This is a genomic window from Micromonospora sp. B006, assembly GCF_003408515.1.
Taxonomy (GTDB): domain Bacteria; phylum Actinomycetota; class Actinomycetes; order Mycobacteriales; family Micromonosporaceae; genus Micromonospora; species Micromonospora echinospora_A.
In genome coordinates this window covers 2885168-2899391 of record NZ_CP030865.1, presented here as the reverse complement: position 1 = coordinate 2899391, position 14224 = coordinate 2885168, and the positions used below count along the sequence as shown (strand labels likewise).

12 protein-coding genes are annotated in these 14224 nt (G+C 72.1%); 6 read left to right on the top strand and 6 right to left on the bottom strand.

The genetic code is table 11. From position 1 onward, the window contains the following. Window positions 1-47: 47 nt before the first annotated feature. The 4 genes from MicB006_RS13775 to MicB006_RS13760 form a co-directional block, all read right to left on the bottom strand. Entirely contained in the window at window positions 48-1103 is a 1056-nt protein-coding gene (locus MicB006_RS13775) for an IS110 family transposase (RefSeq protein ID WP_116505163.1), read from the bottom strand. Window positions 1104-1338: 235 nt separating this feature from the next. Beyond that, on the bottom strand, window positions 1339-4095 hold the full coding sequence (locus tag MicB006_RS13770; RefSeq protein WP_116506547.1) for a beta-L-arabinofuranosidase domain-containing protein: 2757 nt from the start codon (window positions 4093-4095) through the stop codon (window positions 1339-1341). Between the two features lie 39 nt (window positions 4096-4134). Next, a complete protein-coding gene (locus MicB006_RS13765) occupies window positions 4135-5517 on the bottom strand; it encodes a glycoside hydrolase family 43 protein (protein WP_116506545.1) in 1383 nt (460 codons plus the stop codon). A gap of 212 nt (window positions 5518-5729) precedes the next feature. After that, window positions 5730-5942: a hypothetical protein gene (locus MicB006_RS13760; RefSeq protein WP_073828120.1), complete on the bottom strand. Its 213-nt coding sequence runs from the start codon at window positions 5940-5942 to the stop codon at window positions 5730-5732. A 166-nt stretch (window positions 5943-6108) separates the two neighbouring features. On the opposite strand from MicB006_RS13760, the gene MicB006_RS13755 reads away from it, so the two are divergent. Further along, the gene (locus tag MicB006_RS13755) at window positions 6109-7335 is read left to right on the top strand and encodes a sensor histidine kinase (RefSeq protein WP_116511412.1); all 1227 of its coding nucleotides are present in this window, start codon (window positions 6109-6111) and stop codon (window positions 7333-7335) included. Next, entirely contained in the window at window positions 7323-7976 is a 654-nt protein-coding gene (locus MicB006_RS13750; RefSeq protein ID WP_073828124.1) for a response regulator transcription factor, read from the top strand. Before MicB006_RS13755 ends, MicB006_RS13750 begins: the two co-directional genes overlap by 13 nt. Window positions 7977-8038: 62 nt before the next feature. Here MicB006_RS13750 and MicB006_RS13745 read toward each other — a convergent pair whose 3' ends face one another. After that, the gene (locus MicB006_RS13745; protein ID WP_116506543.1) at window positions 8039-9205 is read right to left on the bottom strand and encodes a serine hydrolase; all 1167 of its coding nucleotides are present in this window, start codon (window positions 9203-9205) and stop codon (window positions 8039-8041) included. 235 nt (window positions 9206-9440) lie between these two features. Here MicB006_RS13745 and MicB006_RS13740 point away from each other — a divergent pair, with 235 nt between their 5' ends. Beyond that, window positions 9441-9911 (top strand): hemerythrin domain-containing protein, encoded by a 471-nt coding sequence (locus MicB006_RS13740; protein WP_116506541.1) that lies wholly within the window; start codon window positions 9441-9443, stop codon window positions 9909-9911. 51 nt (window positions 9912-9962) lie between these two features. Here MicB006_RS13740 and MicB006_RS13735 read toward each other — a convergent pair whose 3' ends face one another. Beyond that, window positions 9963-10250, bottom strand: a complete 288-nt coding sequence (locus MicB006_RS13735; RefSeq protein ID WP_225980739.1) for a hypothetical protein — start codon at window positions 10248-10250, stop codon at window positions 9963-9965. A 317-nt stretch (window positions 10251-10567) separates the two neighbouring features. Here MicB006_RS13735 and MicB006_RS13730 point away from each other — a divergent pair, with 317 nt between their 5' ends. The 3 genes from MicB006_RS13730 to MicB006_RS13720 all read left to right on the top strand — a co-directional run bounded on the left by MicB006_RS13730 (window position 10568) and on the right by MicB006_RS13720 (window position 14220). Beyond that, the gene (locus tag MicB006_RS13730) at window positions 10568-12202 is read left to right on the top strand and encodes a cellulose-binding domain-containing protein (protein WP_116506539.1); all 1635 of its coding nucleotides are present in this window, start codon (window positions 10568-10570) and stop codon (window positions 12200-12202) included. A 190-nt stretch (window positions 12203-12392) separates the two neighbouring features. Beyond that, window positions 12393-13202, top strand: coding sequence for an ABC transporter ATP-binding protein (locus MicB006_RS13725; RefSeq protein ID WP_116511410.1), 810 nt, complete (start codon window positions 12393-12395; stop codon window positions 13200-13202). A 28-nt stretch (window positions 13203-13230) separates the two neighbouring features. Next, window positions 13231-14220: an iron-siderophore ABC transporter substrate-binding protein gene (locus MicB006_RS13720; RefSeq protein ID WP_116506537.1), complete on the top strand. Its 990-nt coding sequence runs from the start codon at window positions 13231-13233 to the stop codon at window positions 14218-14220. The last annotated feature ends 4 nt before the right edge of the window (window positions 14221-14224 follow it).

Below are 14224 nucleotides of genomic sequence, written 5' to 3'. Positions count from 1 at the left end.
GATCGGCGAGCTGGGGCGGCGGCGGGGGTGGGATGCTCCTATAGAAGTCAAGCGGTGTTGAGGGTGGTGAAGTCGGCGAGGAGGGCGGTGTGGATCTCGCGGACGATGTAGCGCTTGAGGCAGCGCATGATTTCTTTCTTGTTGAGTCCTTGTTTGGTGCGTTTGTCGACGTAGGCGCGGGTGCGGGGGTCGTGGCGCATGCGGACCAGGGCGATGGTGTGCAGGGCTGAGTTGGCGGCTCTGTCGCCGCCTCGGTTGAGGCGGTGTCGGTCGGTGCGTCCTGAGCTGGCGGGGATGGGTGCGGCGCCGCAGAGGTGGGCCAGGGCGGCTTCGGAGCGCAGCCGGTCGGGGTTGTCGCCGGCGGTGGTCAGGAGTTGACCGGCGACGTCGGTGCCGACGCCGTGGACGGCGTTCAGGTGTGGGGCGGTGCGGGCGACGGCGGGTCGTAGTCGCCGGTCGGCGTGGGTGATCTCGGCGGTCAGGGCCTGGATCCGGGCGGCGATGGCGGCCAGGGCGGCTTTGGTGGCCTCGACGGGATCGGTGAGTCGGGTCTCGTCGACGATTAGCGCGGCGCACCGGTCGACCAGTGGTGCTTGCGGGTGGCTGAGGTCGTGGCGCAGAGACTCCGGCGCGGAGGCGAGCAGACCGTGGAGCTGGTTGAGCGCGGCGGTGCGGGCCTTCATCGCGCCGCGGCGGGCCACCCGCAGAGCGCGGATGGCCTCGACCGGGCCAGTGCGGGTCTTCGGGGTGCCGCTGGCCTGTCCGGACAGGGCCGCCCTGGCCGCGGCAAGCGCGTCGAGAGGATCGGACTTGCCCTTGGCGCGGCGGGCGCGCCGGTCCGGGCGGTCGACCTCGACCACCGTGACGCTCTGCGCGGTGAGATGGCGGGCCAAGCCCGCGCCGTAGGTGCCGGTGCCCTCCACCCCGACCTTGATCACCTGACCGAACCGGCGTAGCCAGGCCAGGAGTTGCCGGTAGCCCGACGCCGAAGCGGGAAATTCCTGGTCGCCCAGTACCCGGCCGGCACCATCGATGGCGGCGGCGTGATGAGTTTTGCCGTGAGTGTCGACGCCGCCTGTGACCTGACGCTTCTTGGCTGCCATGCTGAAACCGTCGTCCCTTTCGCTTGCACCGAACAGGGTCGGCACGCACCGCCGGGACGGGCGGACAGGACAGTGACGGGACCTCTTGCACAGGCTCCTATCAGGTCACGAACGCCCAGCAGGTGAGTGCAGGAACGGGTCACCCGGACAAGCCGACGAATCCCCTAGAAGACACCCAAGGTCAGTCAGAGGGTGAGTCAGACCGGCCGGGTGACCCGCTCCCACATCATCACTGTCAGAGGAAGCGCCAGCGCTGGTGGGCGGCGCCGGTGTCGTCGGCGAGGACCGCCTGCGTGCCCTGGGCCGCGGAGCCGCCGCTGAGGCCGAGGACACGGCCCCCGTTCGCGCACTGGATCCGGAACCATCCGCCGCCGCCGTGCCGCAGCCGCCACCTGTGGGCGGCGGTGCCGTTGTCGGCCCACTGGACGATCCGGGCGCCGGCCGCTGTCGAGCCGCCCTCGACGCCCAGCACCTTGCCGCTGTTGCCGTTGCGCAGCCGCAGGTAGCCGCCGGTGTCCACGAGCGCGGTCCAGAGGTGGTCGGCGGTGCCGGTGTCACCCCACTGGATGACCAGCCCGCCGTCGGCGGTGGACATGTTCTGCACGCCGAGCACCAGCCCGCTGCCGAGGTTCTGGATCCGCCGCGCCCCGTTGGGCAGGAACCGCCACTGGTTGTCCAGGCTGCCGTTGTCCGGGTCCTGCACGGCGAACGCGCCCTGGGCCGTCGAGCCGCCGGAGATGCCGAGCAGCTTGCCGGTGTGCACGTTGCGCAGCTTGTGGCTGCCGTCGCCGACGTCGACAACGGTCCAGAGATGGTCGGCGGTGCCGTTGTCCGCCCATTGCAGGATCCGCGCGCCGTCGGCGGTGGACATGTTCTCCACGCCCAGCACCTTGCCGCTGTTGACGTTGCGCAACCGCAGCGCCGACCCGTCGACGACGAGCTGCCAGTCGTGGTCGGCGGTGCCGGTGTCGCCCCACTGCAGCGCGAGGCCGCCGTCGGCGGTGGACATGTTCTGGATGCCGAGCACCAGGCCGCTCGCCGCGTTCGCCAGCCGGAAACTCGCCTCGCCACCACCGCCGCCGCCCGCGCCGACGCGCCAGTAGACCGTGTAGTTGTGGCCGTGGGCGTCGTAGAACGGGCCGAGGTTGACGGTGGCGCCGTCGGCGCGGGCGGTGAACGCGAGACTGCCCGTGCCGGTCCGGGTGACCGAGGCGGGATCCAGCGTCGGCAGGGCGCTCAGCGAGGTGTTGCCGTAGTTGCCGGAGAGCACCACCGGCCCGTACGTGACGGCGGCGACCGCGGCGTCGTCGTTTGCGGCCACCGTCGCCACGCGCATCGGCAGCCGGACCGTGACCGTGTCGCCGGAGGTCCAGTCGCGGGTCAGGACGGCGTAGCTGCCGGGCGTGGTGGCGATGCCCGCGGCGACGCCGTTGACGCTGACGCTCGCCCCGCTGGTCCACGCCGGGATCCGGATCCGCATCGTCCACGACCCGCTCACCGAGCCGGCCACGGTCAGCGTCGTGGTGTCGCCGACCGGGTACGAGGTGGCCTGGGTGACGGTGATGCCGCGCTGGCTCCAGGTCAGCACCGAGGGCATGAACAGGTTGACGGTCAGCGTGGTGCCGTTGTGGAAGTAGATCCCGTCGGCGAGCGTGGTGTTGGTCTCCAGCCCGGTGCCCTGGCAGCACCAGAAGGAGTTGTAGTCGGTGCTCCAGGTGCCGCCGCCCCACGCCGGGCCGACACCGCGCCGCCCGCCCGGGTTGAGCGGGGTGAAGTAGGTGACGTGGCCGTGCGCGTCGGCCGGGTTCTGCTGGCCGATCATGTGGTTGAGCAGCGCGCGCTCGTAGAAGTCGGCGTACGCGACCCGGTCCGGCTCGAGCTGCCACAGCTCCCGGGTCAGCTTGAGCATGTTGTACGTGTTGCACGCCTCGCACGTGTCGTTGCGCAGGTAGCCTGCGATCGCGTTCGGGGCGCGGAAGTGCTCGGCCTGGCTGTTGCCGCCGATGGCGTACGTGTGCGCGCCGACGGTGATGGCCCACGCGTTGGTGGCGATGTCCCGGTAGCGGGTGACGCCGGTGGCCTTGTACTCCCGGGCCGCGCCGATCCACTTGGGCACCTGCGTGTTGGCGTGCAGCCCGTTGAGCTGGTCGGAGTTGGCGGCGAGCGGGTTGAACACGGCGGCGTGGTCGAACCGCTGCGCGACGGTGAGCCACCGCCCGTCGCCGGTCTGCTGGTAGAGGTCGGTCAGCACCGCGTTCATGCCGCCGAACTCGGTGCCGAGCATGGCCTGCATCTGGGCCGAGGTGAGCCGGCCGGTGCGCTGGTCGACCCAGCCGGCCAGCGCCAGCAGCACGTCCCGGGCCTGGGTGCTGCCGATCAGCCGCCACACGTCCAGCAGCCCGGCCAGCGTCTTGTGGATGCAGTAGTAGGGGACGTTGCCGTTGCTGAGCGTCCGGGCCTCCAGCGCGGTGAAGTCGGACTCCGGGAAGCCGGACAGGTAGCCGGCGCTGAACCCGGCCGCGCCGTTGTTGGCCTGGCAGCGGGCCAGCTCGGCGACCATGGTGAGCGCCTTGTCCCGGCAGGTGGTGTCGCCGAGCACCGCCCACGCCTGCGCCCAGGCGGTCAGGAAGTGACCCTGCATGTGGGTGCGGAACGGGAAGTTCGGCGCGTCCCAGCCACCGTTGGCGGCGGCGCCGCCGGTGGACAGGCGGTGGTTGGCCCGGAAGTTGTAGAGCAGCCGGTTGACGTCCACGAAGCGCAGGTACGCCACTGTGCGGTTCTGGTTGTCCTGCCACCGGCTCGCGGTCAGCCGGACCTGGCCCGGGTCGAAGGCGTACGCGGACACGCCGATGTCGGGGCGGGCCGGTGGCAGCGCGGCGTGCGCCGTACCGCCTGCGGTGACGGACCCGGCGGCGGCGCCGGCGGTGGCCGCGACGGCGGTGGCGCCGGTGGCGCGGAGCAGGAATCGGCGGTTCACCAGGGGAGCGGGCATGGACGGCCTCCGTGGCGGGACGGTGGTGGTGGGGGACGGTTACGCGGTGACCCGGAAGGTGGCGTCCTGCCGGTCGAGCGCGGGGGATCCGGCGCCGAGCGGGTCGATGCGCAGCCGGTAGTCGTAGTGCCGCAGGTAGCGGGTGGGGTAGTTGTGCGAGCGGAACGACGACCAGGTGGCGTCGGCCAGGCCGGCGGTGCGGTGGAAGGTGGCGTCGGCGCGGAACGTGGCGGTGCCGTCGTTCGGGTCCAGCCGGACCGCGTAGTCGTAGTGCCGCAGGTAGTTGCCGGGGTAGTTGACCGACTCGAACGAGACGCCGGCGGCGTCGGCCAGGCCGGGGACCATCCGCCACATCTGGTCCTGGTAAGGGTCGAACGGGTACGCGTCGACGCGGGCGACCCGGTCGGCGTGCCGGACGTAGCGGTCGGGCAGGTTCGACGACTTGAGCCGGACCCAGTTCGGCGTGCCCCAGCGGTTGACCATCGCGGCGTACTCGCCGTCGGTGATGCCGATCATCGAGCCGTGTTTGGAGTTCAGCGGCGGGGTGTAGTCCCGCTGGTTCAGTGGCGTCCACGAGTTGCCGGAGATGGTCGTCGTGGACCAGGCGTAGTAGTCGTTGTTGACCGGGCTGAACGAGTCGCCCCACAGCCGCCAGCCGCCCTCGTTGGTGCGCAGCAGCAGCGGCGCCTCGATCGCGTTGCCCTGCCGCAGCCCGCTCGTGTACGTGGTGAAGCTGTTCGGCGCGGCGGTGGTGGAGCGGGCGCCGTAGAGGTATCCGTCGTCGAGGTTCTTGTAGTAGAGGTACGTGGTGCCGCCGTCGACCACCACGTCGCCGTCGAGCACGCCGAAGGCGGGGCTGAAGTAGACCTGCGGTGCGCTGACGGTGCGGAAGTCGCTGGTGTAGTTGACCAGGAACACGTCCCGGCCGTTGTTGGCGGAGTAGACGATGGCGTACTGGCCGCGGGCGGCGTCCCAGAACGCGGTCGGCGCCCAGGTGTGGGTGTCGAGCGTGTGCATCCGGATGCGCCGGTAGCCGGTGAACGCGGTCAGGTCGGCCGAGTCCCACACGTGCAGGTACTGGCTGGTCAGTCCCCAGTTGGTGCCCTTGAGGTCGGTGGCCAGCACCACGAAGGTGCCGTCGGTCCTGCGCAGCACGAACGGGTCGCGCAGGCCGAGCTGCCCGGCGGTCGGGGTGACCACCGGGTTGTTCTGGTTCAGCGGCGTCCAGTTCAGCCCGTCCCGGCTGACCGCCAGGTGCAGGCCGTAGTCGGCGCCGAGGCCGTTCGGCGTCTCGGTGAAGTAGGCCATCGCGTAGGCGGTGTTCGCCGCCGCGAGCGCGCCGCGGGGCAGGCTGAGCGCGCCGGAGGCGGCGGCAGCCGCGGACAGGGCGCCGACTGTGAACGCGCGTCGGGTCAGGGGCACGACGGGGGCCTTTCTCTGCGGTGGAGATGACGGCCGCGTTAACGCTAACAACGTCCCCTAGCCTGGCGTTCATATAGCTGGCTGTCAATCGATTCGCAGCGTTAACGCACCCGTCGCACGCTCACCTGCGCCGCTAACGCCGCAGGGCGGGCCGTCGTCGTCACGGCCCGCCCTGCCCGGCTGTCCGGCGCCGGCGCGCGGCCGGCGACGGGTCAGCGGTTGCGGTAGTGGTTGACGGCGAGGGTCCCCCCGCTCAGCAGCGCCAGCGCGCCGAAGGCGGAGCCGGCCCACGGGTTGCCGACGACGCTCGACAGCACCACGTTCGCGGCCACGCTCACGATGAGCACCAGCCAGAGCAGCGGGCGCATCCGGGTGACGGACGTCGGGGCGGCGGCGGTCTCGGCGGTACGGTCCAGGTCGTTCACGGCTGCCTCCTCGGTGATTTCTTCTACGACCGACACTAGGGAGCCGGCCGGTCGGGAACGATCCCGCCAGCACGACAGTCCTGGTACAGCAGGCTGTACTTTCCGCGCCCTGGGCTGCCGGACCGTGACCGCGGTGACCTATCGTGTCGCCCGGGGGTGGGCCGCGATGGAACACGTGCGTAGGCGGGTCCGTGCCTCGGTGGACGCGCTGGAGCACCTCGTCGGCGGGCTGGGCACCGCGGTGCTGGCCCTGGGCACGCTGCTCGGGGCGGTCGTCGTCGCGGCGGCCTGCGTCGGCGGAGTCGGACTGCTGCTCGTACCCGGACTGCTCCAGGCCGTGCGGTCGGCGGCCGACCGCGAGCGCGCCCGGCTGTCCCGGTGGGGGCCGTCGATCCCGGAGCCCGGGCCGGTGCCGGCCGGGCTGCGCACGGCGCTGCGCGACCCGGTCGTGCGGCGGGAGCTGAGATGGGTGGCCACCCACGGCACCCTGGGCTTCGGCGCCGGGCTGCTCGCGCTCACGCTGCCGATCTACGCCGTGCAGGACATCACGTTCCCGCTCTGGCACCGGCTGGTGACGCCGGGGGCCGGCGCGCCCGGGATCTGGTGGTGGCACATCGCCGGGCTCGGCGACGCGCTCGCTGTCGCCCTGCTCGGGGTGGGATGGCTGGTCCTCGCGGTCGCGAGCGGCCCGGCGCTGGCGCGGCTCCAGGCCCGGCCGGGCCGCCGGCTGCTGCCCCCGCCACCCGGGTTCGACCTGTCGCTGCGGGTCGCCGAACTCACCGCCACCCGGGCCGCCGCGCTCGACGCGCACGCGGTGGAACTGCGCCGCATCGAACGCTCGCTGCACGACGGCACCCAGAACCGGCTGGTCGCGGTGAACGTGCTGCTCGGCGCCGCACGGCGGGCGGTGCGCCGCGACCCGGACCGCGCCGACGAGATCCTGGAACGCGCGCAGAACGCGGCGGAGCAGGCGCTCGGCGAGCTGCGTACGGTGGTGCGCGGCATCCTGCCGCCGGTGCTCGGCGACCGAGGGCTGGCCGGGGCGCTGACCGGACTCGCGGCGGAGTGCGCGGTGCCGTGCCGCCTGTCGGTGGACGTCGACGTGCGCTGCGCGGCGTCGGTGGAGGCCACCGCGTACTTCGTGGTGGCCGAGGCGCTGACCAACGTGGTCCGGCACAGCGGCGCGAACGGCGTCGAGGTCGTCGTGCGCCGGGAACGGGACCGGCTGCTGGTGACGATCACCGACGACGGGCGCGGGGACGCCGACGAGACGCGCGGCTCGGGGCTGACCGGCATCCGCCGCCGGGTCGAGGCGTACGACGGGCGGATGACGCTGACGAGCCCACCGGGAGGGCCGACGAGGATGCACGTGGAGCTGCCATGCGGATTGTGATCGCCGAGGACGACGCGCTGCTGCGCGAAGGGCTGGCGCTGCTGCTGCGCGCCGAGGACCTGGACGTGGTGGCCACCGCCGGCACGCCGGGGGAGTTCCTGGCCGCTGTGGACGAACACCGGCCGGACGTGGCGATCGTCGACGTGCGGATGCCGCCCACCCACACCGACGAGGGCATCGTCGCCGCGGTCGAGGCCCGCCGCCGCCGGCCGGGCCTCGCGGTGCTGGTCCTGTCGGCGTACGTCGAGCAGGCGTTCGCCACCGAGCTGTTCGCGGTCGGCGCGTCCGGGCTCGGCTACCTGCTCAAGGAGCGGGTCGGACGGGTCGAGGAGTTCCTCGCGGCGCTGCACCGGGTCGCCGGCGGTGGCAGCGTGATCGATCCGGAGGTGGTCGGGCAGCTGCTGGCCCGCAACCGGCGGCCGGACACGGCGCTGGCCGAGCTGTCGCCGCGCGAGCACGAGGTGCTGGCGCTGATGGCGGAAGGGCTGGGCAACGGCGCGATCGCCGAGCGGTTGTTCGTCACCGACGGCGCGGTGCACAAGCACATCCGCAGCATCTTCGCGAAGCTCGGCCTGCCGCCGGACGACCGCGCCGACCGCCGGGTCACCGCCGTGCTGCGCTACCTCGACGGCCGGCGGTAGACCACGCAACGCAGGCGCGCCGCCTCACCGGGGAGGCGGCGCGCAGGCGGCTGTGATCCGGATCAGCGGCCGGTGCCGCACAGGGCCGCGTCGACGGTGCTGGTGACCGCCTCCAGCATCTCCAGGCTGGTCGGCAGCGCGGTCACCGCGACCACGGCGCTGCGCCCGTCCGTGGTGGCCAGGTTGCGGGTCTGGAAGCCCTGGATGTCGCCGCCGTGTCCCCAGGCGTGGCCGCCGCAGGGCAGCTCGTGCCGGGCGATGCCCAGGCCGTACTCCCACACCCCGGTGGGCTCGAAGTCGGGTGCCGGAACCGTGCGCGTCAGGGCCGCCTGCTGAGCGGGCTTGAGCAGCTTGCCCGCCAGCAGCGCCTCGAAGAACGCCCGTAGGTCCGACGGCGTCGAGACGAGCTGACCGGCGGCCCAGCCCAGCGACGGGTCCATCCGGGTCACGTCGACCCACGGCGCGCCCGGCTCCACCGCCACGTATCCGCGCGGCAGCCGGCCGGGCAGGTCCTGCTCGCCGGTCTGCGGCCAGTACGTGTCACGCAGCCGCAGCGGCTCGATGATCCGCCGGGTGATCTCCTCACCCACCGGGCGCTTGGTGACCCGCTCGACGATCAGCCCGGCCAGCACGAAGTTGGTGTTGCTGTACTCCCACCTCTGACCCGGCGGGAAGCGCCGGGACTGGGTGAGCGCCTCGTCCAGCAGCCGGCGCGGGTCGAAGTAGTCGCTGCGGCGGTCCACCAGGTCCTGCGCCTCGCTGAACACGACCTCGTCGTAGTCGGGCAGGCCGCTGGTCTGCTGCAACAGCTGGCGTACGGTGATCCGCCGCCCGTCGTTGCCGTTCGCGCGCACCATCCCGGGCAGGTAGCGCTCGACGGTGGCGTCCAGCTCGATGCGGCCCTCGCCGACGAGCTGGAGGACGACCACGGCGGTGAACGTCTTGGTGTTGCTGCCCACGCGCACCCGGGCGTCGCGGGGGATCGCGGCGCCGGTGCTCAGGTCGCCGACCCCCGCGGTGTAGTCGCGCACCCGGCCGTCGCGGCGTACGGAGGCCAGCGCCCCGGGGAAGCCGTGCTCGGTGACCAGGCCGTCCAGTCGCGTCTGGACGGTGTCGGCGGCGGGACGCCGGGCGTCGGTGGTCGTGGCGGACGCGGCGGGCACACCGAGCGCGGTGACGGTGAGCAGGGCCGTGGCGCCGACTGCGATCGGGAAGGTACGGCGGGTCATGGGAACTCCTCGACGGAGGTGAACGGGTACGGCCTCAAGCCTCGGAGAATCGGGCTGCACGTTCCATACCGCCTGCTGCCCGAACCGGGGTAGCGCTGGCACTACTTGATGGGGCCGGTGCCGCCGGTTAGGCTCCGCGCAGCGTCGCGTGCCGGTGGCAGACCGTGTCAGGCATGGAGGCGCCGGACCGGAGGGAGCACGACGATGACACTCGTCGTCCCTTCGCCCTCTCCTCATGGCTGAGGGCGAACAGACCAGGCTGGTGGCCTGGAGCCGAGAGATGCGCGCCGTCCACGAGCGGCTGCGCGAGGCGTTGGAGGTGACCCGGCAGGCGCTCGCCGCCGGTGAGCCGGCGCGGCCCGCGACGCGGGACCTGCTGCTGTTCTGCCACGGGTTCTGCGCGGCCCTCACCGCGCATCACGAGGGCGAGGACCACAGCCTCTTCCCGGCGATCGCGACGCGGCATCCCGAGTTGCGCGAGACGCTGGACCGGTTGCGGCAGGACCACTCGATGATCGGGTACCTGCTGTCCGGGCTGAGCGCGGCGGTGGCCCGCGACGCCCCGCCCGACGAGCTGACCCGGCACCTGGAGGGCGTGTCGGCGATCATGGAGTCGCACTTCCGGTACGAGGAGCGGCAGCTTCTGACAGTGCTGGAGACGCTGGCGCTGGACGCCGACCCGGCCGACGTCTTCGGACCGCTGTGACCCCGGGTAGCGGCCCGGCGGGATGCGCGCCGCCGGGCCGCTACCGGGCGCTCAGTTCAGGCCGCAGGTGGCCAGCGCGTCCAGGTTCGGCCGCTGCGCGCCGACCCGGTTGAACGCGCTCTCGATGCGGTCGAGCACGGCGACGCGCTTGCTGCGCAGCGGGCCGAGGATGGCGTTGTCGATGAACGCCGGTCCGCCCTCGGGGCGTACCGCCTGCCGGGCCAGCCGCTCGTTCTGCCGGGCGATCTCCTGGTCCAGGTTGGCCAGTTCCCGCTCCACCTGCGCCGATGCCGCCGCCGGTACGGCGGGCAGCTTGTCGCGTACCGTCGGGCAGTTCACGGTCTGCGCGGTGGCAGTGGTGGCCGGGCGGTTGTTCTCGCCCGCCGACGCCAGTTGCAGCCCGCCGGCGCGGTTCCGGCCGATGTTCCCGTCGGCAGTGGATACGGACCGAGGCGCGAGATCGTTCAGTGCGCCGGATGTTTGACCGCATCGACGTCCGTCGTTAGGCTGCGCTGAAAGCGCTTACTGTGCGGGAGACGTGAGCGCTCGTCCGTGGTGACGCGGACGTCCGGGCGACAAGGCCCGCCCCTGACACCGACCGGGCATCGGTGCCGGTTGCGGCGCGGGCACCGCACCACCACCCGGAGGAGAGCAGCATGATCAACCGACACCGCCGTACGGTGTTGTGGACCTCGGCCGCGGCGACGGCGGCGCTCGCCGCGTCCGGCCTGGCCGTCGGCGCGACCGCCGCCCAGGCCGCCGCCGGCTGCCGCGTCGACTACGCCGTCACGGCGCAGTGGGGCGGCGGCTTCACCGCCAACGTCAACCTGACCAACCTCGGCGACCCGCTCAACGGCTGGGCCGTCACCTGGACCTTCGCGGCCGGGCAGACCGTCAGTCAGGCCTGGGGCGCCGAGATCACCGCCAGCGGCGCGTCCGTGCGGGCCGCCAACGTCAGCTACAACGGCAGCCTCGGCACCAATGCGACCACGTCGTTCGGCTTCAACGGCACCTGGAACAACAGCAGCAACCCGGTTCCGTCCGCGTTCGCGGTCAACGGCGTCACCTGCACCGGCGGCGTCACCCCCACCACCGGCACGCCGCCGACCAGCGCGCCGCCGCCGAGCAGCCCACCCCCGAGCACGCCCCCGCCCAGCACCCCGCCCCCGAGCACCCCGCCGCCCAGCACGCCGCCGCCGGCGGGCGGGGCGATCTACGCCGCGCCGAACGGAACCGCCGGGGCGGCCGGCACCCAGGCCAGCCCGACCACGATCGCCGCGGCGATCACCCGCGTCGGCGCGGGCGGCACGATCTACCTGCGCGGCGGCACCTACAACCTGTCCCAGACGGTCACCGTCGCCGCCGGCAACGACGGCACGTCGAGCGCCCGCAAGAACCTGTACGCCTACCCGGGCGAGACGCCGATCCTGAACTTCTCGGCGATGAGCGAGGACCCGGCCAACCGGGGACTGGCGCTCAACGCCTCGTACTGGCACGTGCGCGGGCTCGTGGTCGAGCGCGCGGGTGACAACGGCATCTTCGTCGGCGGCAGCAACAACGTCATCGAGCGGACGGTGACCCGCTTCAACCGCGACACCGGGCTGCAGCTGTCCCGGATCGCCTCCAGCACGCCCCGCGACCAGTGGCCGGCGAACAACCTGATGGTGAGCGTGGAGTCGCACGACAACGCCGACTCCGACGGCGAGGACGCCGACGGCTTCGCCGCCAAGCTCACAGCGGGCAGTGGCAACGTCTTCCGGTACGCGGTGTCGCACCACAACATCGACGACGGGTGGGACCTCTACACCAAGTCCGACACCGGCGCGATCGGCACGGTGACCATCGAGGACTCCGTCGCGTACAGCAACGGGACGCTCAGCAACGGCACGCAGAACGGCAACGGCGACCGCAACGGCTTCAAGCTCGGCGGCGAGGACATCGCTGTCAACCACACCGTGCGTCGCACCATCGCGTACCGCAACGGCAAGCACGGCTTCACGTACAACCGGAACCCGGGCACCATGACGATCTCGAACAACCTGAGCATCGACAACACCGAACGCAACTTCTCGTTCGACGCCGGCACCTCGGTCTACCGGAACAACACCTCCTGCCGGTTCGCCGGCAGCGGATCGAACGACAAGACCGTCGGCAACGTGGACGGCTCGAACCAGTTCTGGTCCGGCGCCAACGGCTCCCGGTGCGCCACGTACTCCGGCGCTCTGGCCTGGTCATTCGCCTCCGACGGCCGCCTCACGGTGACCCTCGGCGGCCGCGCCGTCTCCCTCTGACAGTCCGCGCCCTCTGCGTCGATCATGAGGTTGGCGGCGGGATCGGAGATCGACAAGGCCGTCAACTTCATGATCGACCGGGTGGGGCGAGGTGGGTGGGGGAGCGCGGGGGCCGGAGATCCGACCGAAGGACCGGCTTGACAGGATGATCGAGTCTTAGGTTAGCCTAACCTGCGTGACGAGCGAAGCGGTGCGGGCCGACGGCCTGACGGGCAGTGAGCTGCGGCTGGGCTACCACGGCAAGACGGTGGTGCACGACGCCGCCATCACGCTGCGGCCCGCGGCGGTGACCGCGCTGGTCGGCCCGAACGGCAGCGGCAAGTCGACGCTGCTGCGCGGACTGGCCCGCCTGCACCCGCTGGAACACGGCGAGGTCGTGCTCGCCGACGGCACCCCGGCCCGGGCGCTGTCCGCCCGGGACTTCGCCCGGCGGGTCACGCTGCTGGCGCAGAGCCGCCCCACCCCGAGTGGGGTCACGGTGCAAGACGTGGTCGGTTACGGCCGGCACCCGTACCGGCAGCGGTGGCGCGCCAACGACCCCGACGGGCCCGCGGCGATCGACCGGGCCATGAGCGTGACAGGTGTCGACGGCATGGCCGGCCGCCCGGTCGACGAGCTGTCCGGCGGCGAGCTGCAACGTGTCTGGCTGGCCACCTGCCTGGCCCAGGACACCGCGATCCTGCTGCTCGACGAGCCCACCACGTTCCTGGACCTGCGCTACCAGGTGGAGATCCTCGACCTGATGCGCGAGCTCGCGGACACCGCCGGCGTCGCCGTCGGTGTGGTGCTGCACGACCTCAACCAGGCCGCCGCCGTCGCCGACCAGGTCGTGCTCCTGCACGAAGGCCGGGTCCGCGGCACCGGCACGCCGCACGAGGTGTTCACCGAGGCGGCGCTCACCGAGGCCTACGGCATCCGCGTCGAGGTGATCGTCGACCCGGTCACCAACCTGCTCTCCACACGTCCCGTCGGCCGGCACACGACCCGCATCCCCGCCTGACCGATCCCTGCACACAGAAGAGAAACCCATGTTGCGTACCCGCCTGACCCTGCTCGCCGCCGCCGCGGCGAGCGCGCTGCTGATCGCCGGCTGCGGCACCACCGAGGAGCCCGCCGCCGCACCGTCCCCCTCCGACGCCGCGCCCACCGGCCCGGTCACCGTCACCGACAGCCGGGGCAAGACCATCACCCTCAAGAGCCCCGCCACCAAGGTCGTCGGCCTGGAGTGGGGCGAGGTCGAGATGCTCGTCGGCCTCGGCGTGATGCCGGTCGGCGTGGCCGACCCCAAGGGGTACGCCACCTGGGTGACCGCCGCCCCGCTCGACGCGAGCGTCAAGGACGTCGGCACCCGGGGTGAGCCGAGCGTCGACTCCATCGTCGCCCTCCAGCCGGACCTCGTGGTGATGGAGGCCGAGCGCGGCTCCGCCGTCGTCACCCAGCTCGAGAAGTACGTCCCGGTGCTGGTCACCAAGGGCAGCGACGCCTCCGACAACATCGGCCGGATGCGCTCGGACCTGAAGATGATCGCCACCGCCACCGGGCGCACCGCGCAGGCGGACAAGCTGCTCGCCGACTTCGACGCCGCGCTCGCCGACGGCAAGAAGAAGATCGCCGACGCCGGCGCGGCCGGTAAGCAGTTCGCCATCGCCGACGGCTGGAAGGAAGGCAGCACCGTCTCGATCCGGATGTTCGGCCAGGGCGCGCTCGTCTCCCAGCTCGGCATCCAGCTCGGCCTCAAGAACGCCTGGACCGGCAAGACCGACGAGATGTGGGGCCTGGGCCAGACCGACGTCGAGGGCATGAACGTCCTGAAGAGCCAGGACCTGCACTTCTTCTACAACGCCTCGGACGGCACCGACGTGTTCGCCGACGGCCTCGCCGGCAACGCGATCTGGCGCTCCCTGCCGTTCGTCCAGCAGAACAAGCTGCACAAGATGCCCAACGGCATCTGGACCTTCGGCGGCACGCTCTCCGCCAAGCAGTACATCGACGAGCTGGTCAAGGTCTACACGGCTTGAGCGC

Bases quoted from the DNA above. Each gene is read 5' to 3' on its own strand.
- MicB006_RS13770 (WP_116506547.1), bottom strand. From the start codon at position 4,095: ATGCCCGCTCCCCTGGTGAACCGCCGATTCCTGCTCCGCGCCACCGGC.
- MicB006_RS13750 (WP_073828124.1), top strand. From the start codon at position 7,323: ATGCGGATTGTGATCGCCGAGGACGACGCGCTGCTGCGCGAAGGGCTG.
- MicB006_RS13720 (WP_116506537.1), top strand. From the start codon at position 13,231: ATGTTGCGTACCCGCCTGACCCTGCTCGCCGCCGCCGCGGCGAGCGCG.
- MicB006_RS13755 (WP_116511412.1), top strand. From the start codon at position 6,109: ATGGAACACGTGCGTAGGCGGGTCCGTGCCTCGGTGGACGCGCTGGAG.
- MicB006_RS13775 (WP_116505163.1), bottom strand. From the start codon at position 1,103: ATGGCAGCCAAGAAGCGTCAGGTCACAGGCGGCGTCGACACTCACGGC.
- MicB006_RS13745 (WP_116506543.1), bottom strand. From the start codon at position 9,205: ATGACCCGCCGTACCTTCCCGATCGCAGTCGGCGCCACGGCCCTGCTC.
- MicB006_RS13730 (WP_116506539.1), top strand. From the start codon at position 10,568: ATGATCAACCGACACCGCCGTACGGTGTTGTGGACCTCGGCCGCGGCG.
- MicB006_RS13740 (WP_116506541.1), top strand. From the start codon at position 9,441: ATGGCTGAGGGCGAACAGACCAGGCTGGTGGCCTGGAGCCGAGAGATG.